This is a genomic window from Congregibacter brevis, from assembly GCF_045689245.1.
In the GTDB taxonomy this organism is placed as follows: Bacteria; Pseudomonadota; Gammaproteobacteria; order Pseudomonadales; family Halieaceae; genus Congregibacter; species Congregibacter brevis.
This window is the reverse complement of record NZ_CP136865.1, coordinates 1,612,735-1,638,460: the sequence shown is the minus strand read 5'-3', so window position 1 is coordinate 1,638,460 and position 25,726 is coordinate 1,612,735. Positions and strand designations below refer to the sequence as shown.

23 protein-coding genes are annotated in these 25,726 nt (G+C 55.4%); 10 read left to right on the top strand and 13 right to left on the bottom strand.

The window, feature by feature from the left end:
• Positions 1-2: 2 nt before the first annotated feature.
• From R0137_RS07165 to yjgA, 3 genes are read left to right on the top strand one after another with little or no spacing between them, the layout of a single operon-like run.
• Positions 3-272: an HPr family phosphocarrier protein gene (locus tag R0137_RS07165; RefSeq protein ID WP_407329667.1), complete on the top strand. Its 270-nt coding sequence runs from the start codon at positions 3-5 to the stop codon at positions 270-272.
• Positions 269-1,621 (top strand): magnesium transporter, encoded by a 1,353-nt coding sequence (gene mgtE / locus R0137_RS07160; RefSeq protein WP_407329666.1) that lies wholly within the window; start codon positions 269-271, stop codon positions 1,619-1,621. The genes R0137_RS07165 and mgtE overlap by 4 nt, the downstream gene beginning before the upstream one ends.
• Positions 1,614-2,174: a ribosome biogenesis factor YjgA gene (yjgA, locus tag R0137_RS07155; RefSeq protein WP_407329664.1), complete on the top strand. Its 561-nt coding sequence runs from the start codon at positions 1,614-1,616 to the stop codon at positions 2,172-2,174. The genes mgtE and yjgA overlap by 8 nt, the downstream gene beginning before the upstream one ends.
• On the opposite strand, the gene R0137_RS07150 is transcribed toward yjgA, so the two are convergent.
• The 6 genes from R0137_RS07150 to R0137_RS07125 are packed head-to-tail and all read right to left on the bottom strand — an operon-like array spanning position 2,125 to position 10,608.
• Positions 2,125-6,114 carry a YhdP family protein gene (locus R0137_RS07150; protein WP_407329663.1) on the bottom strand — a complete coding sequence of 1,330 codons (3,990 nt, stop codon included), beginning with the start codon at positions 6,112-6,114 and terminating at the stop codon, positions 2,125-2,127. The two genes, yjgA and R0137_RS07150, sit on opposite strands and share 50 nt — an antisense overlap.
• 24 nt (positions 6,115-6,138) lie before the next feature.
• Positions 6,139-7,593 carry a ribonuclease G gene (gene rng, locus R0137_RS07145; RefSeq protein ID WP_407329661.1) on the bottom strand — a complete coding sequence of 485 codons (1,455 nt, stop codon included), beginning with the start codon at positions 7,591-7,593 and terminating at the stop codon, positions 6,139-6,141.
• Complete coding sequence (locus tag R0137_RS07140) at positions 7,590-8,186, bottom strand: Maf family protein (RefSeq protein ID WP_407329659.1); 597 nt, start codon at positions 8,184-8,186, stop codon at positions 7,590-7,592. The genes rng and R0137_RS07140 overlap by 4 nt, the downstream gene beginning before the upstream one ends.
• Positions 8,186-8,671, bottom strand: coding sequence for a rod shape-determining protein MreD (mreD, locus tag R0137_RS07135; RefSeq protein ID WP_407329657.1), 486 nt, complete (start codon positions 8,669-8,671; stop codon positions 8,186-8,188). The genes R0137_RS07140 and mreD overlap by 1 nt, the downstream gene beginning before the upstream one ends.
• Complete coding sequence (mreC, locus tag R0137_RS07130; RefSeq protein ID WP_407329656.1) at positions 8,664-9,539, bottom strand: rod shape-determining protein MreC; 876 nt, start codon at positions 9,537-9,539, stop codon at positions 8,664-8,666. Before mreC ends, mreD begins: the two co-directional genes overlap by 8 nt.
• A gap of 31 nt (positions 9,540-9,570) precedes the next feature.
• Positions 9,571-10,608: a rod shape-determining protein gene (locus R0137_RS07125; RefSeq protein WP_405273670.1), complete on the bottom strand. Its 1,038-nt coding sequence runs from the start codon at positions 10,606-10,608 to the stop codon at positions 9,571-9,573.
• Between the two features lie 211 nt (positions 10,609-10,819).
• Between R0137_RS07125 and gatC the strand changes: the two genes are divergently transcribed.
• From gatC to R0137_RS07105, 4 genes are all read left to right on the top strand, one after another.
• Entirely contained in the window at positions 10,820-11,107 is a 288-nt protein-coding gene (gene gatC, locus R0137_RS07120; protein ID WP_407329654.1) for an Asp-tRNA(Asn)/Glu-tRNA(Gln) amidotransferase subunit GatC, read from the top strand.
• 15 nt (positions 11,108-11,122) lie between these two features.
• Positions 11,123-12,595, top strand: coding sequence for an Asp-tRNA(Asn)/Glu-tRNA(Gln) amidotransferase subunit GatA (gene gatA, locus R0137_RS07115; protein WP_407329652.1), 1,473 nt, complete (start codon positions 11,123-11,125; stop codon positions 12,593-12,595).
• A 13-nt stretch (positions 12,596-12,608) separates the two neighbouring features.
• Positions 12,609-14,057 carry an Asp-tRNA(Asn)/Glu-tRNA(Gln) amidotransferase subunit GatB gene (gene gatB / locus R0137_RS07110; RefSeq protein WP_407329650.1) on the top strand — a complete coding sequence of 483 codons (1,449 nt, stop codon included), beginning with the start codon at positions 12,609-12,611 and terminating at the stop codon, positions 14,055-14,057.
• A 123-nt stretch (positions 14,058-14,180) separates the two neighbouring features.
• Entirely contained in the window at positions 14,181-14,483 is a 303-nt protein-coding gene (locus tag R0137_RS07105; protein ID WP_407329649.1) for a PA4642 family protein, read from the top strand.
• 9 nt (positions 14,484-14,492) lie between these two features.
• Here the strand turns inward: R0137_RS07105 and smrA are convergent, their stop codons facing one another.
• The gene (gene smrA / locus R0137_RS07100; RefSeq protein ID WP_407329647.1) at positions 14,493-15,101 is read right to left on the bottom strand and encodes a DNA endonuclease SmrA; all 609 of its coding nucleotides are present in this window, start codon (positions 15,099-15,101) and stop codon (positions 14,493-14,495) included.
• A gap of 197 nt (positions 15,102-15,298) precedes the next feature.
• Between smrA and cysZ the strand changes: the two genes are divergently transcribed.
• Both cysZ and R0137_RS07090 read left to right on the top strand, forming a co-directional pair.
• Positions 15,299-16,027, top strand: coding sequence for a sulfate transporter CysZ (gene cysZ / locus R0137_RS07095; protein ID WP_407329987.1), 729 nt, complete (start codon positions 15,299-15,301; stop codon positions 16,025-16,027).
• Positions 16,028-16,334: 307 nt separating this feature from the next.
• Positions 16,335-17,174 carry a THxN family PEP-CTERM protein gene (locus R0137_RS07090; protein WP_407329645.1) on the top strand — a complete coding sequence of 280 codons (840 nt, stop codon included), beginning with the start codon at positions 16,335-16,337 and terminating at the stop codon, positions 17,172-17,174.
• 150 nt (positions 17,175-17,324) lie between these two features.
• Here the strand turns inward: R0137_RS07090 and rhlB are convergent, their stop codons facing one another.
• The 6 genes from rhlB to hemA form a co-directional block, all read right to left on the bottom strand.
• Positions 17,325-18,620, bottom strand: coding sequence for an ATP-dependent RNA helicase RhlB (gene rhlB / locus R0137_RS07085; protein ID WP_407329643.1), 1,296 nt, complete (start codon positions 18,618-18,620; stop codon positions 17,325-17,327).
• A gap of 57 nt (positions 18,621-18,677) precedes the next feature.
• Positions 18,678-19,262, bottom strand: a complete 585-nt coding sequence (locus R0137_RS07080; protein ID WP_407329641.1) for a DoxX family protein — start codon at positions 19,260-19,262, stop codon at positions 18,678-18,680.
• Between the two features lie 95 nt (positions 19,263-19,357).
• Positions 19,358-20,128, bottom strand: coding sequence for a HesA/MoeB/ThiF family protein (locus R0137_RS07075; RefSeq protein ID WP_407329640.1), 771 nt, complete (start codon positions 20,126-20,128; stop codon positions 19,358-19,360).
• Positions 20,129-20,168: 40 nt separating this feature from the next.
• On the bottom strand, positions 20,169-21,011 hold the full coding sequence (prmC, locus tag R0137_RS07070) for a peptide chain release factor N(5)-glutamine methyltransferase (RefSeq protein ID WP_407329638.1): 843 nt from the start codon (positions 21,009-21,011) through the stop codon (positions 20,169-20,171).
• The gene (prfA, locus tag R0137_RS07065) at positions 21,011-22,096 is read right to left on the bottom strand and encodes a peptide chain release factor 1 (RefSeq protein ID WP_407329636.1); all 1,086 of its coding nucleotides are present in this window, start codon (positions 22,094-22,096) and stop codon (positions 21,011-21,013) included. The genes prmC and prfA overlap by 1 nt, the downstream gene beginning before the upstream one ends.
• Entirely contained in the window at positions 22,093-23,508 is a 1,416-nt protein-coding gene (gene hemA, locus R0137_RS07060) for a glutamyl-tRNA reductase (protein ID WP_407329634.1), read from the bottom strand. Before hemA ends, prfA begins: the two co-directional genes overlap by 4 nt.
• Before the next feature lie 224 nt (positions 23,509-23,732).
• Between hemA and R0137_RS07055 the strand changes: the two genes are divergently transcribed.
• Positions 23,733-25,595 (top strand): tetratricopeptide repeat protein, encoded by a 1,863-nt coding sequence (locus R0137_RS07055; RefSeq protein WP_407329632.1) that lies wholly within the window; start codon positions 23,733-23,735, stop codon positions 25,593-25,595.
• Positions 25,596-25,726 lie beyond the last annotated feature (131 nt).

The window sequence follows — 25,726 nt, the reverse complement described above, 5'->3', positions numbered from 1 at the left end:
ACGTGATTGAAAGCGAACTCAAAATCATCAACAAACTTGGCTTGCACGCCCGAGCTGCCTCCAAGTTTGTGAGTTGCGCGAGCCGTTTTGGCAGCAAAATAGAGGTAGGTAAAGACGAGCAATGGGTTGATGGCAAGAGCATCATGTCAGTCATGATGTTAGCCGCCGGACAGGGCAGCACATTAACGCTTCGAGCAGATGGCCGTGACGAAGCCGAGGCGACGGAGGCTATTCACGACTTGGTCAATGACTTCTTTGGCGAAGGCGAATGAACACACTTCAGGAAGATCAGAAACGCTCTAGAGATAGCGTTTCCCGAGCTCTGGAAAGCGGGACTTTGGTCGATGTTCGTCGGCGTATCCGTGTTATGGAACCCGGGGAAGTCGCCCACATTCTCGAGTCTTCCCCCCCACGCTACCGTCATGTCCTTTGGCAGCTACTGGAAGGCTCCCAGGAAGCAGAGGTTCTCAACGAACTTGGAGAGGAGCTAAAGCTCGACTTCCTCCAAACCATGGGGCCCGATCAGGTCGCTCAGATTACTGAAGAGCTCGATGACGACGACGTCGCGGATATTCTTCAGCAGCTACCCGAGGCTTTCACCCAGCAAGTGCTGGACGAGATGGATGAGCAGGACCGATCCCGTCTCGAACGCGTGATGGTCTACGACGAGGACACCGCCGGTGGCCTCATGAACACGGACACCATTTCTATTAGAGCCGATGTGACCTTAGATGTGGTGCTGCGCTTTCTAAGGCGTCACGAAGAAATACCAGAAATGACCGACACGCTCATCGTGGTAAGTCGCGATGATCACTATGTAGGGCTACTCCCAGTTCGCACGCTGTTAGTTTCTGACCCCGGTAGCTCCGTGCGTGAACTCATGTTGACCAAGCGCAAGCCCATCAATACCGATATGCCAGACAGTGACGTCGCGCGCCTCTTTGAGCGCAATGACTGGGTGTCGGCGCCCGTGGTAGATGATGATGGCGTAGTAGTCGGTCGAATCACTATCGACGACATCGTCGACGTCATCCGCGATGATGGTGATCACTCCCTGATGTCAATGGCGGGCCTGGACGAAGACGACGACACATTTGCCCCAGCCGTTAAAACCGCACGACGTCGTGCGCTGTGGCTGGGCATCAACCTACTAACAGCTTTTATCGCTGCTTCTGTGATTAATCTGTTTCAGGACACCATCGAAAAAGTAGTCGCTCTTGCGGTGCTTATGCCGATCGTTGCCTCCATGGGGGGTATCGCCGGCACCCAGACGCTCACAGTACTGGTGCGTTCCCTCGCTGTGGGGCAAGTTAACCGCAGTAACGCGCGCTGGCTCGTCAGTCGTGAGTTAGCATCGGCGGCGCTAAATGGAGTTTTGTGGGCTCTGGTCGTTGCTGTAGCCGCTTCACTGTGGTTTCAAGACACGACGCTGGGGCTTGTTATCGCTCTGGCCATTGTCATCAACCTGGTCACCGCAGGAGCAACCGGGGCCGTTTTACCGCTGATGCTTCAGCGCATGAAGATAGACCCCGCCCTGGCTGGCGGGGTTGTTTTAACAACCGTAACGGACGTGGTGGGATTTATGTCGTTTCTTGGACTGGCGACGGTGTTCTATGCCTAAACCCCAACGAGGTAAGAAGAAGCCACTCGCAATTGGCGATGAAGAGCTGGATTCGGAACTGGAGTTCGAAGAAGGACCGAGCAAGTCAGCACGTAAACGAGAGATGACAGCTCGCCAAGAACTGGGGGAAGCTTTGTGTGCGCTAAGCCCTAAGGAACTTAGCAGAATTCCGATCAATGACGAAGATTTACTAGCTGCTATTGAAGAGACATCACGCATCAAACATCACAGCGCTCTGCGGCGTCATCGCCAGTACATTGGCAAGCTTATGAGACGCATCGATCCCGAGCCGCTACAGAAAGCCCTCGACGCCCTTTATCAATCGCGACTGCAGGAAACTCGTGCCTTTCAGGATCTGGAAGTATTGAGAGACAGTTTGGTTCGCGATGGCGACAAAGCGTTGGGGCAAGTCCTCGAGAAATACCCGGACGCCGACCGACAACAGCTTCGACAGCTTATTCGTGATGCTCAACGGGAAGCAGCGGCAGAAAAGCCGCCAGCGGCTAGTCGACGCCTTTTTCGCTATCTTCGGGAGCTTCATTCCGCGGAGTGATTTTGTCGTCAAAAAGACGGCTAAAGTTAACCGCTGGCGTTTCAATAGGACCGGATACCTCGTAGACCGCCGAGGACATCCGGTTCACCTGCTTTTCAAAAACCTTACTTACAACGAACACCCCCGCAGCGACGGCCGGGCCCGCGGCAAGCGCGGCCACCCAAGGCAGATTGTTCGCCACGGGCAATGTCACCAGTAATTCGCCATTAATACTCCCCAGCTCCAAATCGCTAACGCCCGTGAACGCAAAAGCGCTGGCAGCGCCATCGATCTGCAAATCTGCCACCTCCAGCGTTCCTTGCCGCAGATAGAGCTGGGTACTCGCCGTCACAAAGGGAATGCCGGACTCAAACATGTGACTCAGGCTAAGCCCCCGCAGTATTTCTGCAAAGTTAAGAAAGCTGATCATAGACAGGGCACCTGGCCCGGATTCCAAGAGCCGTCCATTTCGCGCCTCAAGGGCCACCGAGCCCTGTGCGGCGATCACGCCATAGGAGGTAGGTGGACCCGGCCAGCGAAGGCGCAGAGACATGGAGCCCGCTTCGGTTTCCAAGGTTGGAGCAAAGCCTGCGGCCGTCATCACCGCGCCGAGATCTGTGTAGACCGCGTCGACCTCCAAAGCCGTAAACTCGTCGCTTCCCTCTTCGCCACCCTCTTCGCCACCCACTTCATACCAACGCAACATACCGGGCTGAGGATCATCGAGCTGCATACCCCAAAGATCGCCCTCGATACCCGTGGCGTAGAGCGAGCCATCGGAATGCTCGGTGTTTAAATCAAAGCCCACGCCGCCGAAAACACGTTCCTCACTTCGAAGCTCTAGTATGTCGACGCGCATACTCGGCACAGTCGCCCGCACTTGCGCAAGCGTTAGAGGATCACCTTCGCCGAAACTACCCATGTCGAGGTGCTCCAGCAGCAGGAGCAACTCATCATTCTCTCGGGTCAGGCTACCCTGCACGGAGTCAGATTCAATGGCACCCTGCCACAAGTTTTCCACGCCCCAGAGATCCACGCGCGAGCGACCAAAGCCGCGGCTCCCGAGACTAAGCTCACCTATCTCCAGTGAATCGATTTGATAACTCAGAGGGGTATCTGTATTTACGCTCGCATCATTGACGGTAATAGCAGTCGTTACCTCCAACGCGCTGTCTTCTGCTACTGACTCCTGAGAGTTTCCTCGCTGCGATTCGTCAATATAACGACTGTAGTGATTGTAAAACTCGCTCCACTGGGTGATATCCAGAGACGACACGGTGCCGCTGAGACAGAAACGCTGCTCACAGTTATCTAAATCCACGGGAGCGCCGCCTACCATCGCTACCAACTGGCGAAGGCTATCCTGGGCAAATACCAGCTCCATAGCTAATCGCTCGCCCAGATTCAGCGACATCACAGGGTCGGGTTTGAGGGGGATGGCCATTGCTAGCGGGAGCGCCTGGTCCGACAGTTTTCCAAAGGGTCTGGGAGCATCGATGGTCACCCCCAGCAACTCAGACCGTAGATGGAATCGGGGGTCAGATTTGTCACTCAACAAAAGCTCCGCCGAAAACGGCGTCATCCCCGAAGCAAAACCCAGCAAGGGTTGGTCCAGCCACCGCGACACTGATCCTGTGTCGATTTCACCGGCAAGCGACAGATCCATTCCTTTCGACAACGTAGGATCACCTCCGCTCCCAACATCGACCACACGCTCGATGCCTTCCGCCGCGCTCAGAGCCACACTCCCCCCAAGAAGGTCGCCACGGAGCTCGCTGCCCGCAAAGCCTTCCCCCGTTCGGTAGCGAAGCGTTCCATGAACTTGATCAACGGTGAGACTGAGCTGATTGATATCTGCGGAAGCGCCCGTGAGCTCCAGGCTGAGATCAACCTCGGGAAGCTTAGACCCGTCACCGATCGGTAAAGTCAGAGCCAAATCGCCATCAACTGAGCCGCTGAAGCCCCAGTCCGCGAATACGCCGTTTGTGACATCGCGAAGTGGTGAATTGCTGAGCAACACATGAGCGGCACTGGCTGGCCCGATAATACGGCCCGCGACATCCAGCAAAGCGCCGGGCGACTGCGGCAAAACGCGCACCATAAGATCAGAAACCTCAGCGCCTTCACTTTTCGCCGTAGGTATACGTCCCCAGGTTCGGCCATCATCAACCCAGATAGTACCGGTGACCTCGGTTAGCGTTGGCCAAGAGGGGTCGTAAATCAGGGTGGCTTCGCTAGTATCCAAAAACAATTGCACGGTCATATGAGGGACATTGCGACGACGCGTGCTCCCTCGCCAAACGAAGCCGGCGCGCTCCACACTTCCCGCTACGATACTTCGGTCCAACCAACCCAGAAGCGGCCCAGGCAAAGTAAACGGCAGATATTTGGCTCGCTCCTGTACTTGGGAATTCCGAAGACCGATGAGCAGCTCGAGCTCCACTCCCGTTACCCGTTCGCTGAAGGGTATATCAACGGCAAACAGTCCATTCGCCCGACCCTCTTCGCCAGCCAGACGCATAAGTCCGCTGTCAATTCGCAGGCCGGAGCCGTCCCACTTTAGGTAAACATCGCCAAGAGCATCGGTGTATCGCAGAGGTTCCCGATACACCGAGGGGTAGTGCATGCTGAAGTCCGTGGCATCCAGCTTTAACTGCCCGTTCCCCGGAGCTAACTCAAGGTAGCCGGTGACACCCGTAAGTGCCGGTGTGTTTCGCCAGCTATCAACACTGAGGTCTTCAACGATACTCCGCAGCTGCCAGCTATTTGCCGGGTCCGAAAGATCGTCTAAACGCAGCTCGACAACACTTAGAGTTCCCGATGGCGCCAGAGTCGGCAAAACGTCGCGAAAACCCTGAGGCAAGCCAGGCGCTGCGGCAAGTAGTGTTGGCAGCGCAGACAAACCCAGGTCGCTGGCTCGAATACGCATTGCCTGACCCCACCAGTCGAACTGCGCGCGATCCAAGTTCAAAGACTGCTCCGCTCGTTCAATGTGAAAGTCTTCTGTCAGTAGACTCCAGTGACGCGCGCGCTGCTCTAACGCCGCCTCAAAGGACAGCGCGTCCAAGGGCAAAGACCAAGCCCCATCGGGTTCATCCAATTGAAGGTCGGCGCCATCCCAACGCATCTTTGCTGTGGAGTCTCCTTCGGCGCGACTCAACCAAAATTGCGCGCTCGCCGATCCCGCAAGGCGGAAAGGCAAATCCAGGCTGCTCCAGATATCACTCAGTGCAGCGAGATCACTGCTGTTGGCATCGACGTAGACATCACCCGTCCAGGAAAGTGGTCGCAGTGGGTTTCCAACACCCTCCGCATTGACCTCAAGACTGATGCTGTCTCCCTCGATCATGCCGTGGAGGCGGCGAGCATTGCCTTCTCGTTCCAGTAGCACGTCAACGGTGAGGCCGACACGACCATTGGGGGTTTCCAGCGTCAGCGCGTTTTCAGATAGAGCAACGCGCTCGACAGTGGGAAGAAAGTCCTCCAGCCAGCCTTTAAGGGCACCACCGCCGCCCGAAGCAAAACCCACGATCTCAATTGCACCATCTGCCGTAAGCCGCGCGTCCACTGCAAGACCGGCAACGTCCATGCGAGATAACTGAAGGCTACCCGCAAGAAGACTACCGGGTACATCAAGCCGCAAAGACCCCTGTCCTATGAGAATGGGGGGCGTCTGCTCATCGTCTTGGGTAATACGCAACTGGGTAAAACTCAACTCCGGGCTAAAAGCATCCCAGCCGCCCGAAAGGCTTCCGACGGTGACGTTAAACGGAAGCTGCTTGTTGATCTGCGTGAGCACAGGATCGCGAAGCGCCGGCATCTGCTGCATGAGAAATCGTCCAGCCGCCACATACATAGCCAGAAGCACCACAAGAACAACAAGCAAACGCCACGCCCAAGGCGCCAGAGCGTGAAAGCCCCGGAGGGGCAGGCTTTCGTCGTGGTGGGGGTCGTTCATCATCTACGACCCGCTTCTATTGTTTTCCTAGAGCAACACAATGTCGAACTGCTCCTGAGTGTAGTCGGGCTCCGCGCGAAAGCTGATACTGCGTTTTATAAATGACTCCAGATCCCCAACGTTCGCGGACTCCTCATCCAACAGCCGTTCAACAACAGTCTGTGAAGCCAAGACCATCAGGCCACCGGTCTCGTAAGCTCGCGCATCGCGCATAATCTCTCGTAGTATTTCATAACAAACCGTTTCAGCGGACTTGAGTACGCCCCTGCCGTTACAACTTGGACAATCTTCGCAGAGGACCCGTTCCAAACTTTCGCGCGTGCGCTTACGAGTCATCTCAATCAAACCGAGCTCAGATACACCAGTAATTTTGTTTCGCGCTGGGTCCCTCGCCATCGCTTTCTCTAGCGCACGGTGCACTTGCCGGCGGTGCTCCGCATCGTGCATATCAATGAAATCGACAATGACGATCCCCCCAAGATTACGAAGGCGTAGCTGCCTGGCGAGGACCGTAGCTGCCTCAAGATTGGTCTTGAATAAGGTCTCCTCCTGATTGCGCCGCCCTACAAAAGAGCCGGTGTTCACATCGATAGTCGTCATCGCCTCGGTTTGATCAATCACCAGATATCCGCCGCTCTTAAGAGGAACGACACGCGCCAAAGCGCGCTGTATATCGTCTTCTACGCTGTGGAGATCGAAGATCGGTCGTTCTCCCTCATACAGCTCTACCAGATTCGCCACCTCTGGCATGTACTTAAGACAGAAATCATTAAGCAAAGCGTAGTTATCCTGGCTGTCCACAAGAATGCGCTGAACGCTCGACCGCGCAAGATCGCGAACTGCGCGCAGCTGCAGCGGCAGATCCTCATAGAGCAATTCAGGACCCCTGGCTTCAAACGCACGGCGCGAAACCACAGCCCATAAGCGCTGAAGGAACCTCAGATCCGCGCGAATCTCGCTGTCTCCAGCACCCTCCGCGGCGGTCCGCAGTATGTAGCCACCCTCCTCCATGGACTCATCGCTAAGCGCGGAGGCAAGTACTTCCTGTAAACGGGTGCGCTCTTCCGGGTCGTCAATTCGTTGCGACACACCCACATGATCACTTTGCGGCATGTAGACAAGGTAACGTGTAGACACCGAAAGCTGGCTGGTCAGGCGGGCGCCCTTATTGCTGATCGGGTCCTTGACTACCTGTACCGTAATCACCTGTCCTTCTCGCAGGTGATCAGCAATGCGCTCTTCCGCTGCCGCATTGGATCCCAGTACATCGTTCAGGTGAAGAAACCCGCTACGCTCAAATCCAAAATCTACAAAAGCAGCCTGCATTCCGGGCAAAACTCTTGCCACGCGACCCGCGTAGATGTTTCCCACCGTACCGCGACTCGATTGCCGCTCGATGTAGATATCCTGGGTAGCGCCATTCTCAACAACGGCAACGCGCGCTTCCATGGGCGTGGCATTGACGAGTATTTCCTCGTTCATGTTCCCGGCTCTTTCAAAACAGGAGCAATCGCAAACTGCATAAGCAATTCGCGGGTCTCAAGCATGGGCAAACCGATCACATTACTCACACTGCCGTCGATGCGGCGCACGAAACTCCCGCCCTTCCCTTGAATCGCATAGGAGCCGGCCTTATCCCAGGGCTCATCCGTCGCCAGGTAGTCTTTAATCAAACGGTCCGACAACTCCCCAAACTCTACGAGAGTTCTAACCAAAACCGCCTTACACTGTGTTTCCTGTCGTAAACACACGGCGGTATAGACTTCGTGACTTCGGCCACTGAGCGCTTCGAGCATAGTCTGCGCGTCAGCAAAATCCGCGGGCTTACCCAAACTCTTGTTGTCGAGAACAACGGTCGTGTCAGCGGTGAGCAACACCGTGTCATTACCGGATTCCAGAGCCTCGGACTTTTCTCGCGCCATTCGCTGCACGTAGTCTCTGGGCAGTTCGTCGTGAATCGGTGTCTCGTCTATATCAGCCGATCGAATCGTGAAATTCGCGCCAAGCTGCCTTAGGAGCTCGGCCCGACGCGGACTCGCCGAACCCAAAACCAATGTCGGCGACAAGGTACCCATCAGTTCACCTTATAACTACGACGCACTTCGCGAAGGACCGGCATCAACAGGGGCCAAAGTAATGCCGTACTCAACGCGGGAAAGAGAAATCCGAAACCCGGGGCAGCTCCGCCCTGGAGTCCCTGCAACCATTGCGTCACCAGTTGATGGAGTCCTACAAACACGAAAACTACCGACGCCTGCTGAACAAGCGTAAAGACACGCAGGCGCTGGTACATCAAACGGGCCAGAGTCACTACCACTGCGAGGGACAACATGTTTTGCCCCAGCACGGCGCCTTCCATAACGTCGACTAATAAACCCACAACCAGAGCGGTGACCAGGCCAACACGATGGGGCAATGCGATGGTCCAATACAGCAATACCAGTAAAATCCATTCGGGACGCCACCAGAGCAAACTGCGAGTGAGGGGAATCACCGCCAGCACCGCCGCGAACAACAGAGACGCAACAATCACCCAGTAGGCGGTAACCCGTTCACTCACTCGATATAGCTCGGGATTCAAGCACTGGCTCAACATCCGGCAACTGACTAAACACCAGTAGCACGTGGCGAGCACGGTCCAGTGCCGCCGTAGGGGTGGCGGTAATGCGCGCAAAAGCTTCACCGGGATTCCGCTCTACTGCAGACACGACGGCCACCGGATAACCGATGGGGAACCGACCTCCCAGCCCAGAAGTGACTAGCAAGTCACCCGCCAGAATATCGGTCGTCGCCGTCACATGATTCACCGCCAGCTGATCCAGGGATCCCACCCCTTCTGCCACTGCACGTACTCCGTTGCGATTCACCTGCACAGGCACCGAGTGCGTGGGATCCGTAACCAGCAGCACGCGAGATGTTGTCAAACCCACCTCGACCACCTGCCCCATGAGGCCCTGGGCATCAATGAGAGGCTGTCCCGGGTAGACCTCCGCCTCGGCGCCCTTGTCCAGGACGAGTTGATGACGCACGGGATCCGGAGAGACACCAATGATCTCGCTGACCAGCACGTCATCGCGCAACAGAGCGGTGGAGTTTAAAAGCGTGCGCAACCGAGCGTTGTCAGCCTGCATAGACGCTAGTTGTTGCGAGCGCCCTTGGAGCACCAGATTTTCTCTTCGTAATCGATCGTTGTCATCCAATAAACGCTGACGAGACCGGATGGTGTTGTCCTGCCAGTCACCGATCGCGGAGGGAATATCCGCGATGAGATAAATTGGCGTGAGCGCGGTATCGATCGCTGAGCGAACGGTCGCCAGACCGCTGTAGCGCAGATCGGCCAATAGCAACGCACCGACCAGTACCAGACCCAGAAAGAGTCTTAGGCCGAGATTAGATTCCTGTATGAAAAGCGGCTTGATTGGCAGCACCCAAAGCGGGCATTGCTTATACCGCCCGCGTTTACTCTGTAGAGAGTAATTCTATCGTATGGCGGTCCATACGTTCCATCGCCATACCACCACCGCGCGCAACGCAGGTGAGAGGATCTTCAGCAACCACTACCGGTAAACCGGTCTCGGATGCGATCAGTCTATCGAGATCTCTCAGCAAGGCGCCACCACCGGTAAGGACAATACCGCTCTCGGCAATATCTGCGGCTAATTCAGGCGGTGACTGCTCCAGCGCGGACTTCACAGACTGGACAATTGACGACAAGGGATCCTGAAGAGATTCAAGTATCTCGTCACTATTGAGCGTAAAGCTTCTGGGGACACCCTCCGCGAGGTTTCGACCACGGACGTCGATTTCTCGGAGCTCGCTGCCTGCAAAAGCGCAGCCCACCTCCTGCTTGATTTTCTCGGCGGTGGAATCACCAATCAGGGTTCCATAACGCCGACGCACATAGGCCACGATAGCTTCGTCAAAGCGATCACCACCCAGTCGAATTGAATCGGAGTAAACCACACCGTTTAGAGAGATGATCGCAATCTCTGTGGTTCCACCACCTACATCAACGACCATGCAGCCCGATGCCTCATCGACCTCAAGACCCGCACCGATAGCGGCCGCCATAGGCTCTTCGATCAAACGCACTTCGCGAGCTCCCGCCGAAAGGGCCGACTCTCGAATAGCGCGGCGCTCTACCTGCGTGGATTTACAGGGCACACACACCAAGACTCGAGGGCTGGGACGGATAAAGCGGGTTTCATGCACTTTGGCTATGAAATGCTGAAGCATTTTCTCGGTCACCTGGAAATCGGCTATGACGCCATCTTTTAGCGGCCGAATCGCCGTAATGTTCCCAGGCGTCCGTCCGAGCATACGTTTTGCTTCGGTACCGACTGCTTCAATGGTCTTCTGACCATTGTGAATACGGATTGCAACGACCGAGGGTTCATCGAGCACAATGCCCTGACCGCGGACGTAAATCAGGGTGTTGGCTGTTCCAAGATCGATGGAGAGATCGTTTGAGAACATGCCACGCAATTTTTTTAGCATGAAATTCTGTTACCTGAATAAAGGTAAAGTGACGGTAAATGTACCAACCAGCATGGATTTTATAGTTTCAATCCAGCGTTTCTATGCGGCGCAAGGTTATCAACCACGGGGGTGTTGGGCAAGAAACAAATGTTGTATTGTGCGCCGCACTTCCAGCGTCAATCCCGCTGATTTACCACTTTTAACAACACCTTAAGCAACAGATAAAGCAATGTCCGTATCCGGCGACACAATCCGAGAAATCGCACAACTTGCACGGCTTCGCGTCGAGGACGACGAGCTTCCAGAACTCACTGTGAGTTTCAACGCGATACTTGATCTCTTCGAGCAGCTTCAAGCTGCCCCGACCGACGGGGTAGAGCCCATGGCGAACCCTCTCGACAACCGTCAAACCCTGCGCGAAGACATCGTCACCGAAGAAAATCAGCGTGGGGCGCTGCAGTCCACCGCGCCGTTGACCGAAGACGGTCTTTACCTCGTGCCACGAGTCGTGGATTGAGGGTGTTGGACTGAAATGAGCATCGAACTCGACAGCCGCAGCTTGACTGAACTCGCATCAGCCCTGGTGAGCGGAGAGACCAGCAGTGTTGAACTCACTGAAGCAGCTCTCGGGCGCATTAATGCGCTGGATGGAGAGCTAAACTGCTTTATTACCGTGGACAGCGCAGCTGCCATGCGCGAGGCGAAGGCCGCGGACGAGCGTCTATCCAACGGCAGCCCGGGGCCTTTGACGGGTATCCCGATTGCTCACAAAGATATCTTTTGCACCAGCGGCCTCAGAACGAGCTGCGGTTCACGAATGCTGGACGGATTCACGCCACCCTACGATGCTACTGTCGTTGAACGTCTTCGCAGCGCGGGCGCAGTGCTCATTGGGAAGACCAATATGGATGAGTTCGCCATGGGCTCCTCCAACGAGAACAGTTTCTACGGCCCCTGCGCAAACCCCTGGGACCTAAGCCGAGTACCGGGCGGGTCGTCAGGAGGCTCCGCGGCGGCCGTCGCAGCGGGACTGATAAGCGCTGCCACTGGCACTGACACCGGAGGCTCCATACGCCAACCGGCGGCTTTTTGCGGTATCACCGGACTCAAACCGAGCTACGGACTCGTGTCCCGTCTGGGCATGATTGCCTACGCATCCAGCCTTGATCAGGGTGGTCCTATGGCCCGCAGTGCTGAGGACTGTGCCGTGCTGCTAAATGCTATGGCAGGGCACGACGCCCGAGACTCAACGTCGGCTCAGCGAACGCCAGAAAACTATTGTGATGGCCTTAACAGCACCGTCGAGGGGCTCCGTATAGGCGTGCCCAAAGAATATTTCGGCGAAGGACTGGACGGCAGTGTTGCGAAGGTAATTGAGGCAGCATTAAAAGAATACGAAGCGATGGGGGCAACACTTCACGAGATTTCCCTGCCCCGGACGGCGCTATCGATTCCCGCCTACTACGTCATTGCGCCGGCTGAGGCATCAACCAACCTGTCCCGCTATGACGGTGTACGCTATGGCCATCGCTGCGACGAGCCTCGAGATCTAGAGGATCTCTACACTCGCAGCCGAGAAGAAGGATTTGGTGACGAAGTCCAGCGGCGGATTCTTGTGGGAACCTATGCCCTTTCCTCTGGCTATTACGATGCCTACTACAAGAAGGCCCAGCAAGTGCGTCGACTCATCGCCGGAGACTTTTCTAGCGCCTTTGAGTCAGTAGACATCATTGCCGGACCTACGACACCAGGAGTGGCCTTTGAACTGGGTTCAAAAACCAGCGATCCAACCGCCATGTATCTGGAAGATATCTACACTCTCTCAGTGAATCTGGCGGGGCTACCCGCAATGAGCCTTCCCGCAGGCTTCAGCAACGGTCTCCCCGTGGGACTGCAGCTGATTGGGAGACACTTTGAGGAAGCACGACTCCTCGCCGCCGCACACCAGTTTCAGCAACGCAGCGATTGGCACCGCCAGACACCTAATTTGGAGCTGCAGCCATGAGCGAGAAACAGCCATGAGCCGAGAAATGGTGATTGGTCTGGAGGTGCATCTGCAGTTAGCGACGCGCTCCAAGATATTTTCCGGTAGCCCCACGACCTTCGGAGCAGAGCCTAACACTCAGGCAAATGCCGTGGACTTGGCGATGCCGGGGATGCTCCCCGTACTGAACCTTCAGGCCGTGCGTTACGCCGTGATGTTCGGTCTGGCTATTGATGCAGAAATTGGTAAGCGCTCGGTGTTCGATCGCAAAAACTACTTTTATCCGGACCTCCCAAAGGGTTACCAGATTAGCCAGTTTGCAGAGCCCATCGTTGGTCTCGGTCGTTTCGCCTTCAACCTGCCCGATGGAACAGCAAGCGAAGTGGGTATTACTCGTGCCCACCTAGAGGAAGATGCGGGTAAGTCCTTGCACGAAGACTTTCATGGGATGACCGGCATCGATTTGAACCGTGCGGGCACACCGCTCCTTGAAATCGTCACTGAACCAGATTTCCGAAGTGCCGAACAAGCAGTGGCGTTCCTCAAAGCCTTACACAGCTTAGTCACCTACCTTGGCATTTCCGACGGCAACATGGCCGAAGGATCCATGCGCTGTGACGTCAATCTTTCTTTGCGTCCAGCTGGTAGCGACTCGCTGGGCACTCGCACAGAGATTAAGAACGTCAATTCATTTCGTTTTGTGGAGAAAGCCATCCGCTGCGAACGCATCCGCCAGGAAGACATTCTCGATGATGGCGGCAGCATCGTGCAGGAAACTCGCCTCTACGACGCAGACCGCGACGAAACGCGATCCATGCGTAGCAAGGAAGTCGCCAACGATTACCGCTATTTCCCCGAGCCCGACCTGCTCCCTGTAGTACTCAGTGACGACGACATCGCCGATATCAGAGCAATGCTCCCAGAGCTTCCTCGGGCAAGACGAGCGCGGTTTCAGGAGTCTTTCGGTTTATCCGAGTATGACGCTGGGGTCCTAACAGACGAACGAGCTGTCGCTGACTATTTTGAGGTGGTGGCGAAGAGCAGTGGTGATGCAAAGCTCGCAGCCAACTGGATTCAGGGGGAGCTATTAGCTGCGCTGAACGCCCAAGACATGTCTATCGAGTCCTGCCCCGTACAGGCTGAGCAGCTCGCCGGGCTAATCGCGCGGATCAAGGATCAAACAATCTCGGGCAAAATAGCCAAGGACGTGTTTGAAGGAATGTGGAACGGCGAAGGCGGTGCCGACGCGATCATCGAAGCGCGAGGGCTCAAGCAGGTCTCTGACAGTGGCGCGCTGGAGTCTATGGTAGACAAGGTCATCGCCGACAACCCGGACCAGGTCGCTCAATATCGGGCAGCAGACCCTGCGAAACAAAAGAAGCTCAGCGGCTTTTTTGTGGGCCAGATAATGAAGGCATCCAAAGGGCAGGCCAACCCAAAGATGGTAAGCGACTTGCTGCTCGCTCGCCTGGACGCCTCCTAGACGCTCCCCAAACACCCCCTCAACGCCCAAAAATATCAGCGCTAAACGCGGCCCCTGCTATTTGCCTTAAACTCCGCTCAAATCCCAGCGTTAAAATGGGGCCCAGATTATAGGATGACAACGATGCGTAAAGACAAAGCCAAGGTTCTCGATGAACAGTGGGATGACGAAAGGGTCGCAAGTTTTCTGGAGCCTCGCCCCGGTGACGGCGAAAACGCGGATTTCAGGCTGTTGTTACGGGCCTATCAGAGTATGCGCGACAGCGATTTCGCTCGCTTCCTACCGCTGTTTTGCAGTGCCGGGCGAGATATCAACGCCGTGGGCGACGAAGGCAAAACACTCCTGCAAGAAGTGAGTGAGCATCGCTACGGAACGGCCTATGCCGAGGTCTTGAAAACACACGGCGCCACCGAAGGTGCTGGCTAAGCTTCGCGTTTAGGACGACCCCTGCTCGTAGGGAACACGGCCGCGCATAAACCGCTCGCGGTTCTCGCGCTTCTTCTCTTCGCTTTTTGCCAAGAGCACTAACACCGCTCCGGTCCCGCCCAAGTTGGGGGGTGCACTGTGAAACGCCTGCACCGGCACTAGCTCTCGTAGCCAGTGATCAACGTAGCCTTTGAGAATGCCCACTGCTTCGCTATTGGGGCTGCGCTCGCCCTTGCCATGGACGATGAGCACGCTGCGCAGGCCTAATTCATGACACTCGTTGATAAAACCGTAAATCTCTCGCCGGGCGCGCTGAACGTTCATACGGTGCATGTCTAATCGGGCCTCAGCCGCGTAGCTGCCCTTCTTGAGCTTGCGGTATACACCGTTCTGGATACCGGGGCGCTTAAACTCCAGCACATACCAGGGATCCAATGGCTTCACACCCTCATCGGCCAGGGGGTTAGTATCCCGACCACGCTCCGTCACCGCAGCCTCGCGGCGTAGTTGAGCCAGCGTTTTATCAGCCACATCGCGCCGCCGGCGTACCCGTGCCTCTGTTTTTATGGGCGTGACATCGCCCATCTCACTGAGGAAGTCGTCATCACTGCCTGTCATTGGCGCCTCCTTGAATTCATTACATGCCGTCACCGAGTACGCACATGCCTAAAGACATGCGTGCGGACATTCAAACCAAAAGTGTTCTCGTCGCAAATCTGACTCGGATTAACGCGCTCTGTACCGCTAAGACCGCACGAAACAATCTGCTCGCGTTAAACTACGTAAACTATCAGACTCACAGATCAGGAAGAAAATTGGAAGGCGATCCCGTTTACGGCGCAGGCTGCCTCATTCGAGGTGGCAAAATGCTTAGCCACCCGAAGCTACGGCCCTTTGTTCTTGTACCGCTGACTATCAATGTACTGATTTTTGGCTCCCTAATCAGCTGGGGTTTATCTAACCTCATAGACTGGGTAAACAGCTGGATGGCATGGCTACCCGAATGGCTGTCATTCCTCGAATGGATTCTTTGGCCCATTATTGGGCTGACCGTTGCTCTGGTCACCGGCTACCTGTTCACAGCAGTCGCACTCCTCATCGCCTCTCCCTTTAACGCATTGCTGGCAGAAAAAGCGGAAGAGCTAATCACCGGGCAGCCCGTGCAAGGCCTTGAAGGCCTTGGCGCCGCGTTAATGAGCGTACCCCGGGGCATCTTTCGGGAACTAGCCAAGCTCGTCTATTACCTTCCTATGGCTCTAATGGTGCTAATCATCAGCTTCATCCCTGCGGTGAACGCAATTGCTCCCCTTCTCTGGCTATTCCTGGGTGCGTGGATGATGAGTCTGCAGTTTGTGGATTACCCCATGGACAACCATCAGTTCAGTTTCAAGGACGTACGCATCGCTGTCGCTGACCGCAGGTTATCCAGCCTCGGCTTCGGCGGCATGGTCGCTGCGCTGGCAAGCATCCCCATCGTGAACTTCTTTGTGGTTCCCGCAGCCGTGGTTGGCGCGACGATTTTGTATGTTGAGGAGCTTCGATAAGCCTCTTAAAGTCTGAGTCTGAGTCACTGTCGGTTAGTGTCCAACCGAAAGCACCCAGACACCGCTATCCTGCAAATGTGGCGGTCTACCGGTGGTCGTATTGCCTGACAAGAACCATCAGTTTTTCGAAACTGTCAGGTTTTTATACAATTCGTCGAGGACCGAAATTGAAAAAAAATACAAACTATTGATTTTATTTGCTTTTCTCTGAAGCTGCGCGAATTTTGCTTTACTTCTTCGCAACACAGGGTGGGACGTGTATTTTGCCTACCCGTGTGTATGTAGAAGGAATCTCTCGGAGCAGATTATGAATATCCTCTCAAAGCTCATTCTCGGCGTAGCTATTTTCGCACCTGCACTAGCCTCAGCCGGACCTATATACACGTCATTTGACGTCAGAACACGATCGGGATTCACGGACTTTACGCCGGGAGCAGTTGTCGGCTCACAAACCAATGGAACTCCTGCTGGCGTAACAGGCGACTTTTTCAGGACGCTAAGCTGGGGCAATAGCTTACAAAGCGGGATAAGCGTGAGCAACAGAACACGCGCAGAAGCTAACAACCCTGCTAATAGTGATCCAATCCTTGTGGACAGTGGCTCGCCTGTCGTCATCGGTCGAGTGAACCACAATAACAACCCTATTAATGGCGAAACATTAGATAGCGCGATTTTGGCAACCCAGCTCCAGATTCGACTGGGAGGACTCGGTACGCCTTGGTCGGTTTTGGACACACTTTTCTTTAAGATTGACTTCGAAGAAACGCTAAACAGCTCCGACCCTTGCCCATCGAGCGCTGTAAATGCTGTTGGCTGCGGGGATATATTCGCTATTACGCCCATAGGATTCAGTTTTAACGAGAGCTTTTCTATCGTACGTAATCTTGGCGGACTCGGGGATCCAGACTTCAACTACATTGCAACGTTATCTATTCAAGGGCTCGGCACACTGGGCGACGCGGCCTGCGAGGCCGCACTGGGCCAAGGCTCTACAGGATGCACCGGGCTCGAAACCTTTGAAGAAGAGAACAACCGGTTTCGAACGTTCCTGAGGATTGACTCCACAGAGGTACCGGCTCCGGCGACACTCGCGCTGGTAGGCTTGGGCCTTGTCGGTCTCGGATGGAAAAGACGCAAGCAAGCGTAGAGCATGCAAATCGATCCACTGTAAAGCCCTCCATCGTGAGGGCTTTTTTTTACCCGGCACTTTTACTTAAACACCCCTACCTGAAAACGCCGGCCGAGCAGTTAATGGATTGGCAGGAACTTCCTGTTTGCAATCCCGGCCCCTTTCTAATCAGCGAGACAACAAATCCTCGGGCGGATGCTCACAAACCACCGGTTCGCCGAGCAAGGCTTCGAGATCAGGTAGCAAAAACGCGTCGTCTTCACTGGCGAAGCTAATGGACGTGCCGCTGGCACCTGCGCGACCGGTTCGGCCGATGCGGTGAACGTAATCTTCCGGGTCTTCCGGGAGGTTGTAGTTGACGACATGGGTTACGCCGTCGACATGGATGCCTCGACCGGCGACGTCCGTAGCCACCAGTACCGAAATCTCACCCTTCTTAAACTGATCGAGAGTCTTGGTGCGCTTGGCCTGGGCTATTTCGCCGCTGAGCATCCCGCAGGTGATACTGGCTTTACGAAGCCGCTCGAAGAGGCGGCGTACCTGGTCGCGACGGTTGGCAAACACGATGACCGAACTCGCATCATCACTACGCAATAGATTCACCAGAATACGGAAGCGCTCCTCACTACTTGCGAGATAAATGCGTTGATCCACGGTGTCTGTGGCCACGTGGTCAGGCTCGATCTCTACGGTGACTGCTTCGGTGGTCCATTGCTGAGATAGGTTGATAATGTCCTGGGTAAACGTTGCGGAAAACAGCAGCGTCTGACGATAATCTTTGTGCGGTGTTTGACGCACGATGCGTTTGACCTGGGGGATAAAACCCATATCCAGCATGCGGTCGGCTTCATCAAGTACGAGCACTTCAACCTGGTCTAGCACCAAGTCGCGGCGTCCCGTGAAGTCGATGAGCCGTCCCGGTGTCGCCACGACGAGATCGACTACTTCACGCCCCAACTGATTCAACTGCTTCTGGTAATCCATACCACCGATCAAAGTACAAGTGTTCAGACCGGTATGCTTACCGAGATCGGCCGCGTCTGCGGCGATCTGCATCACCAATTCTCTCGTCGGCGCAATCACCAGGGCGCGGGGCTCGCCCAAAAAGCGCTCACCTTCGTGGGGGTTCTTAAGGAGATCATCAAAAATAGTAATCAGAAACGCAGCAGTTTTTCCTGTGCCCGTCTGCGCCTTGCCGATAGCGTCATGGCCTTGGAGAGTGTGCGGCAAAACCTGCGCCTGAATTGGAGAGCAGTACTCGAAGCCAATTTCCGCAATCCCGTGCATCAAGCTGGAGTGCAAGTCTAGATCGTGAAAACGCGTTTTACCCTCTTCTGGTGCCACATCGAACTCATCGACGCTCCAGGAAGCCGTTTCCGCTGCGGTTTTTGCCCGACCATTTTTGGAAGAGCGGGCACCGCCAGAATGAGAAGAGGAAGTGTTAGATCGATTGGAACTCGTCAAAGGGGTATCTGCCTAAAAATTTAGGCGCGAAGTCTAGCATTTTTGGCGAATAATTGATCAGCGATTGAGCAGGCGACCGAGGTAGTAATCGACGCTTACGTATCGGCCACCTCCAGTAAACAAAAGCGTCAACAACATGACCAGATAGGTAACGGCGAACTCTATACCGTTGTTAAGAATCACAAAGCTCCCTTTCTCGGTGAGCCAGGTGTAGTTCCCATGATCCCTAAGCAACTCCCGGGCCGCCCCCAATCGCTGAGCGACTTCCGGCGCGCTGGAATCAGCAATCGCCGCCCACCCATTGCCCCAATGCACGGCAAAGATGGCGACAAGCATCGTGACTATCAAAGGAATTGAAATCCATCGCGTCGCCAAACCCAAGAGAAGCAGCAATGCCCCGATCGCCTCAGAATAAGCGGCCAAATAAGCCAGCACCGCAGGAAAAGGCAGACCTAGACCATACTCAGCGTTGCCAAACCATTCGATAGTGTTTTCCATGCCGGCAATTTTTTGCGTACCGGCCATCCAAAACACTGGGACGAGATAGAGTCTAAGGGCGAGCGGCCCAAGCCCATCAAGATAAGCAAGACGTCCGAACAGCGCTTCTTGAAAGCGACCAAAACCATGAACCAATGAACTCACTGCCGCTACCCTCTTGGACGTAAAAAAATGTGGCTTGTTAACGAAAGGTCTGACCGCGGTTCTTCCGTGCCGTTCCCGTAATTATTACCAATCGTTTACAAACCAAATCCCCGACGCAGTTCTCCACCACAGTCAGGGCAATCGTCCCGCCGAGAGATTTCGATGATGTTTTGCTCGTAACTCCTCAAATCCATCATCAGTACTTTTGATCGCAGGGACTCACCCCAGCCTGTAAGAACCTTGATCACCTCCAGTGCCTGAAGGGTACCAAGCGCTCCGACCACCGGCCCCAGAACACCATTCTCGCGACAGGAAAGAGCAGTAGTGGCTCCTTCCTGTGGATACAGGCAGCGGTAACATGCGCCCCCACTTCCTACATCAAAGGTTGCTAGCTGGCCTTCGGAGCGCGCGGCTGCGGCAGACACGAGAGGTTTACCTGCGCGAATGCAGGCGCGATTCAATGAAAAACGTGTTGGGTAATTGTCCGTTCCGTCCGCAACCAATTGCACGCTATTCACCGCTTGGTTTAATGCATCTTCTTCAAGGTTTTCGGTGAACTGGGAGACGCGGCAATCGGGATAGTGGGCGCTGATCAGCGCTGCCGCAGAAGCTGCCTTGGATCGACCGATGTCAGCCTCTCCATGGAGAATCTGTCGATGCAGATTTGTGCGCTCAACGGTATCGCCATCCGCAAGAATAAGACGACCCACGCCCGCAGCGGCAAGATAAATTGCGAGAGGGCTCCCCAGACCACCACAGCCAACGACCAAGACCCAAGCGCTACGAAGGCGCTCCTGATATTCCAGAGTGAAATCGGGCAACATCAGCTGCCGACTATACTGCTCTAACTCCCGGTCGCTCAGCACTCGCCTTCTCCCTGGCTTCTGTACAACCTACTCGGATACCTTACTCTGCCAGTTCTCCCTTCCACGCGCCACCACTAACACGCTCATGGCCCGCAAGGTCGCGCGAGCTTCCGACATTTAGGAAGCCAGCGGCCGTCAGCAGCGCACGTACCGGAGTTCCCTGTGCAAAGCCGTGCTCCAAAAACAACTGACCACCCGGCTCCAGATGCATAGGAGCCGAGTCAATGATCTCTCGAATGTCATCCAGGCCGTCGACCCCAGACGCGAGTGCGGATCGGGGTTCGAAGCGCAGGTCTCCGTTAATGAGGTGGGGATCCCCTTCAGCGATGTACGGTGGATTGCTCACTATCAGGGAAAAACGACGCCCTGATAGCTTTGAGTACCAGTCACCAAGAAGCCATTCAATGCGCTGTAATCCCAAGTGCTCGCCGTTGGCTCTGGCAACCTCGAAGGCCTCGATACTTTGCTCAACCGCTGTTATCCGCCAGAAGGGTCGCTCTTTTGCCAGTGCCAGAGCTATCGCACCGGACCCCGTTCCAAGATCCAGTACTGCGGCATCCCCAGACAGGTCTAGAGATAACGCAGTCTCAACAAGTAACTCCGTGTCAGCGCGCGGAATGAGCGTCGCCTCGTTAACCTGAAGAGACAGTGACCAAAAATCCCGCGCACCTAATAGGTAAGCAATAGGTACGCCTTGGACGCGCTTTTGCAGCCAATCACGGTAACGCCGTTCGGCAGCAGCTGGAACATCGGCCTCAGGCCAGGCAATAAGATAGCTTCGTGGCTTATCGAGAGCCGCGCAGAGTAACAACTGTGCTTCACGAAGCGCTTCCTCACCCGCCAGAGTTCTGCTCTGCGCAAGCAGATCACGAACACTCGCCATTACTGTCCAGACATAGCCGCTAGCTGGTCGGCCTGATGCTCCTGACGGAGAGGGCCAAGCACCGGATCCATATCACCCGCCACAACCTCATCGAGCTTGTATAGCGTGAGGTTGATGCGATGGTCCGTCACTCTTCCCTGAGGAAAATTGTAGGTTCGGATGCGATCCGATCGATCGCCGGTGCCGACGAGATTTCTTCGCTGCTCGGCCTGCTCGCTAGCCTGTGCATCCTCAGCACTACTATTGAGCTTGGCCTGCAGCAGGGACATAGCCCGCGCACGATTCTTGTGCTGGGAACGCTCATCCTGACACTCCACTACGATACCTGTAGGCAAGTGGGTGAGCCGCACCGCGGAGTCGGTCTTGTTGACGTGCTGCCCACCAGCTCCCGAAGCTCGATAGGTATCAACACGAAGGTCCGCCTTATTGATCTCGACAGCTTCAAGTTCCTCTGGCTCCGCGAGGATAGCCACAGTACAGGCGGAGGTATGAATGCGGCCCTGAGATTCGGTTTCGGGAACGCGCTGCACGCGGTGTGCACCGGACTCAAACTTGAGAAAGGCGTATACGTCCTTACCCTCTATGCGACTAATGATTTCTTTGTAGCCGCCATGCTCGCCGGGGCGCTCAGAAAGCACCTCCATACGCCAGCCCTGCCGCTCCGCGAAGCGACTGTACATCCGCTGCAAATCACCGGAGAAAATCGCGGCCTCATCACCGCCCGTACCGGCACGAATTTCTAAAAAAACATTGTGACTGTCTTTAGGATCCCGCGGCAACAGAAGCACCTGAAGCTCAGCTTCCAGCTCTTCTCGGCGAGCTTCACCTTCACTAATTTCTGCCTTTGCCATCTCCCGCATATCGGCATCGTCATCCGACAACATTGATTCCGCAGCCTCGAGATCGCCTTGGAGCTCTTGATAGTCAGCAAAACACTTAACGACGGTTTCCAGTTCAGAAAACTCTCTGGATAGGCGACGAAACTGGTCTTGATCCGAAATCACGCCGGGATCCCCCAGCAAGGCTGAAACCTCTTCGTGACGCTCGGAAAGCGTCTCCAGCTTGTAGAGCAGCGAAGACTTCACTGCAGCGTGGGGCCGGGCGCTCTGGGACTCTCGCTCTCGCTCGCTGCATTGGAAACCTGATCAGCTCCCACTGCCAATTGATCCGCCGCTTGTGACATGGAGCCATCAGCTGATACGGAGCCATCAGCTGATATGGAGTCATCAGCGTTCTGCAGACCGAGAAGACGCGCGGCATGACCTAGAACATCATGACGCCCTTCTGCGCTGGCCTTCTTGAGACCGGTGGTAGGCGCATGAATAAGTTTGTTGGTAATAGCGCGAGCGAGCTGCGCGACCACCTGTTGCGGGTCGTCCCCCCGACTTATGGATGCCAGGGCTCTTTCTAATTCTATCTGCCTGAGAGCTTCGGCCGATTGCCGATACTGCTTCACAAGGTCTACAGCGCCTAGCGAACGATGCTCCTCGCCAACGGTGGCGATACCCTTCGCGATGATTTCGTCCGCCTTACTCACTTCCTGCTGACGAGCGCGAAGGTTTCCGTCAACGATCTGCTTCAGGTCATCCACGCTGTACAAATAAACGTCACGCAGATCGCTAACCTGCGGCTCAATATCTCTGGGCACCGCGATGTCGACCATTAACATCGGGCGATGGCGCCGGGCTTTGAGTGCCGACTCCACCGTGCCTTTTCCAATGATCGGTAACTGACTGGCGGTAGAGGTTATGACAATGTCGGATTTAGGCAGGTGGTCTGGAATCTCAGCGAGAAGCACCGCGTCGGCCCCAAACTGCTGAGCCAACTCGCGGGCTCTTCCCAAGGTGCGATTCGCAATCACAATATTGCTCACGCCTGCTTCGATGAGGTGTCGCGTTACCAGCTCTATGGTTTCTCCAGCACCCACGAGCAGCGCGTTGCAGTCATTCAAATCGGTGAAAATTCGTCGTGCGACATCGACTGCCGCAAAGGCTACGGAGACGGGGTTCTCGCCAATGGCCGTATCGGTGCGCACTTTCTTGGCGATAGTGAAAACTCGAGGAAACAAACGACCGAGCTCGCTACCCACGGTTCCCGCGTCGTTGGCGACCGCATAAGCGGACTTAAGTTGTCCGAATATTTGCGGCTCCCCAAGAACCATCGAGTCCAAACCCGCGGCTACGTGCACCATATGGCGGAGCGCGGCCTCACCTTCATGGTGGTAGGCAGCACCGCGAAGATCATCCGCCGACAAGTGGTGATAACTCGCCATCCAATCAATCAACTCTCGGGCTTTTTCAGCGAGCGGCTTCACCGTCGACGCCACTGCGTAGATTTCGGTGCGATTACAGGTCGAAAGGACTACAACTTCGTCTATTTCCGCCGAACGACACGCATCATTCATAGCCTCGGACACTTGCTCCGGGGCAAAAGCCACCCGCTCCCGCACATCAACGTGCGCAGAGTTGTGGTTAATGCCTAGTGCTATCAAGTTCACAGCAAAAAGTGTCCAGCTTGCTTGTCAGTCGCTCTTGGGGAGGATTCTAGCAGTCTGAGAGAAAAATCGCAGGCTTAAATGTACCGCTGTTAGGGATACTAAAACTCAATGACTGCATCTTGCGCCAGCGCAGCCCACGAAACTCTTGCAATAGGTATCGAACGCAGCGTGGGTTTCGCTGTCTCACTGTGTCATCATTCGCGTTCAGCAACCCGGTTAGACACATGCTTTTTGACCCTCTAATTCGCCATTTCAGAACTCCGCCTGCTGGCCTTTTCCGACTGTCGCCTGCGGCGGTGACTCGCATTAGCGATCCTGCGGATAGTGGCTGCCGTGTTGCGCGGCTGGTCGCAACGCTTGTGGCTTTCGCGGCTCTCAGCGGCTGCGCCACGAACAACCAGATTGTTGACAGCGAAGATTTGGACCAACAGGCCGACAGCGTCGCAAAAGTCGACAGTCCGCCACCTCCACCGGTGCCCGAACGACCTATCCCTGAAGCCTCCGTGTATCCGCTGCTTCTTGCCGAATTTGCTCTCCGACGCCGAGACTTTGATACAGCGCTTGACACTTACCTCGATCAAGCGGATGTGCTTCAGGATCCTGCTGTCAGTGCTCATGCAACGCATCTAGCGCAGTACCTGCAGCGCGAACGCGAAGCCTTTCGGGCAGTTCGACTCTGGGTGGAGCTTGAGCCTGATAACGTCGAGGCAAACAGCACCCTCGCCACGCTGCTTGCACGACAGGGCCGCAATCGCGAAGCCCTTCCCTATTTAGCGGCAGTCGCAAGGGCTGGAGAGAAAGCCAAGTTCCCCGTATTACTTAACCGCTACAAAGCGCTTCGACCTGCCGATCAAGTTGGCCTTGATAGTGATACTCAGGCGTTGCTAGATGACGATCTAGGCGATGACGTATCGCTACGTCTAACCCATGCCCTCATGGCGGAAGAGCGCGGCGACGCCGCAGCTGCCCGGGCGCGTCTGGCACCGGTTTTCGCTCTGGAGCCCTACCAGCGCCAGGCACTAATTTTGGAAGCCAAACTCAACCTTGCGGATGGTGTAGATGAGCCTCTGGCACGCATGGAGGAAGCACTTGACGAAGACCCTTCTCGCACGGAGCTTAGACTGCAATACGCCCGGCTTCTTGCTAGCCAGGACATGGGAGCGGCAAGAAAGCAGTTTGAAATACTCTCCGCCGAAGCTCCCCACAATGCAGACCTGCTTTTCTCATTGGCGCTGATCAATCACGAGCTTGAAGACAATGCTGCTGCGAAGGTGTACCTGCAACAGGTCATCGCTCTGAACAAGCGTACCGATGAGGCGTATTTGTTCCTCGGACAAATTGCCCGCACTGAAGAAGAGCTGGATGAAGCGGTACAGCTTTTTCAACAGGTCGGAGACGGCACGGATTTAATGAAAGCCACCATTAGTATTGCGCAGATCCAGATTGGCCGGGGCCAGGATCAGGAGCTGTCGGCTTACATGGACCGCCTCAGACAAAGCTACCCGCATCGCAAGGAACAGCTCTTTGCGCTGGAAGCCAACATTTATAATGAGACCGATCGCGATGAACAGGGACTGGAGCTTCTCGATCGCGCGATTAACGAATTCCCCGAGTCCGACAACTTGCGCTACGCACGCTCTGTCGCCCATGAACGTACGGGTAACATTCCGGCGGCGGAGACTGACTTGCGGGCGATCATCGATCGCGACCCGGAAAACTCCACGGCGCTTAATGCACTGGGTTACACCTTAGCCAATAGGACTGACCGCTATGACGAGGCCAAGGTGCTTATCGAAAAAGCTCTGGCGCTGTCGCCCAATGAACCTGCCATTCTCGACAGCATGGGCTGGGTTCTATTCCGGCAAGGCGATCTGGAGAATGCTCAGCAGTACCTAACGCGAGCTTATGCCAGCTTTCCCGATCCCGAGGTGGCGGCGCACCTGGGCGAGGTTTTGTGGGCAAGCGGAAACACCACCGGCGCCATGGCAGTTTGGCGTGGCGCGCTTCAAGAAGACCCGCAACATGCGGTACTCAATGAAACTCTCACCCGTTTGGGTATCAGTCTTCAAGCCGACGCCGAGTCCTAATGCTCGCGACAGCTAAGGCGAGGCGCTCGGCGCCTAGCGCAGTTTCTTTTCTTCTTGGACGCGCTTTTGATTCTGCACAAATGTGCGTTTTTGCGATTGCTACGCTACTGCTTGTCGGCTTGAGCGCGTGC

Coding starts and splice junctions, on each gene's coding strand:
- prmC (WP_407329638.1), bottom strand. CDS start 21,011: ATGGCGAGTGTTCGTGATCTGCTTGCGCAGAGCAGAACTCTGGCGGGT.
- R0137_RS07090 (WP_407329645.1), top strand. CDS start 16,335: ATGAATATCCTCTCAAAGCTCATTCTCGGCGTAGCTATTTTCGCACCT.
- rng (WP_407329661.1), bottom strand. CDS start 7,593: ATGAACGAGGAAATACTCGTCAATGCCACGCCCATGGAAGCGCGCGTT.
- R0137_RS07125 (WP_405273670.1), bottom strand. CDS start 10,608: ATGCTAAAAAAATTGCGTGGCATGTTCTCAAACGATCTCTCCATCGAT.
- gatA (WP_407329652.1), top strand. CDS start 11,123: ATGAGCATCGAACTCGACAGCCGCAGCTTGACTGAACTCGCATCAGCC.
- yjgA (WP_407329664.1), top strand. CDS start 1,614: ATGCCTAAACCCCAACGAGGTAAGAAGAAGCCACTCGCAATTGGCGAT.
- R0137_RS07055 (WP_407329632.1), top strand. CDS start 23,733: ATGCTTTTTGACCCTCTAATTCGCCATTTCAGAACTCCGCCTGCTGGC.
- gatB (WP_407329650.1), top strand. CDS start 12,609: ATGAGCCGAGAAATGGTGATTGGTCTGGAGGTGCATCTGCAGTTAGCG.
- gatC (WP_407329654.1), top strand. CDS start 10,820: ATGTCCGTATCCGGCGACACAATCCGAGAAATCGCACAACTTGCACGG.
- mgtE (WP_407329666.1), top strand. CDS start 269: ATGAACACACTTCAGGAAGATCAGAAACGCTCTAGAGATAGCGTTTCC.
- R0137_RS07105 (WP_407329649.1), top strand. CDS start 14,181: ATGCGTAAAGACAAAGCCAAGGTTCTCGATGAACAGTGGGATGACGAA.
- smrA (WP_407329647.1), bottom strand. CDS start 15,101: ATGACAGGCAGTGATGACGACTTCCTCAGTGAGATGGGCGATGTCACG.
- R0137_RS07150 (WP_407329663.1), bottom strand. CDS start 6,114: ATGATGAACGACCCCCACCACGACGAAAGCCTGCCCCTCCGGGGCTTT.
- R0137_RS07140 (WP_407329659.1), bottom strand. CDS start 8,186: ATGGGTACCTTGTCGCCGACATTGGTTTTGGGTTCGGCGAGTCCGCGT.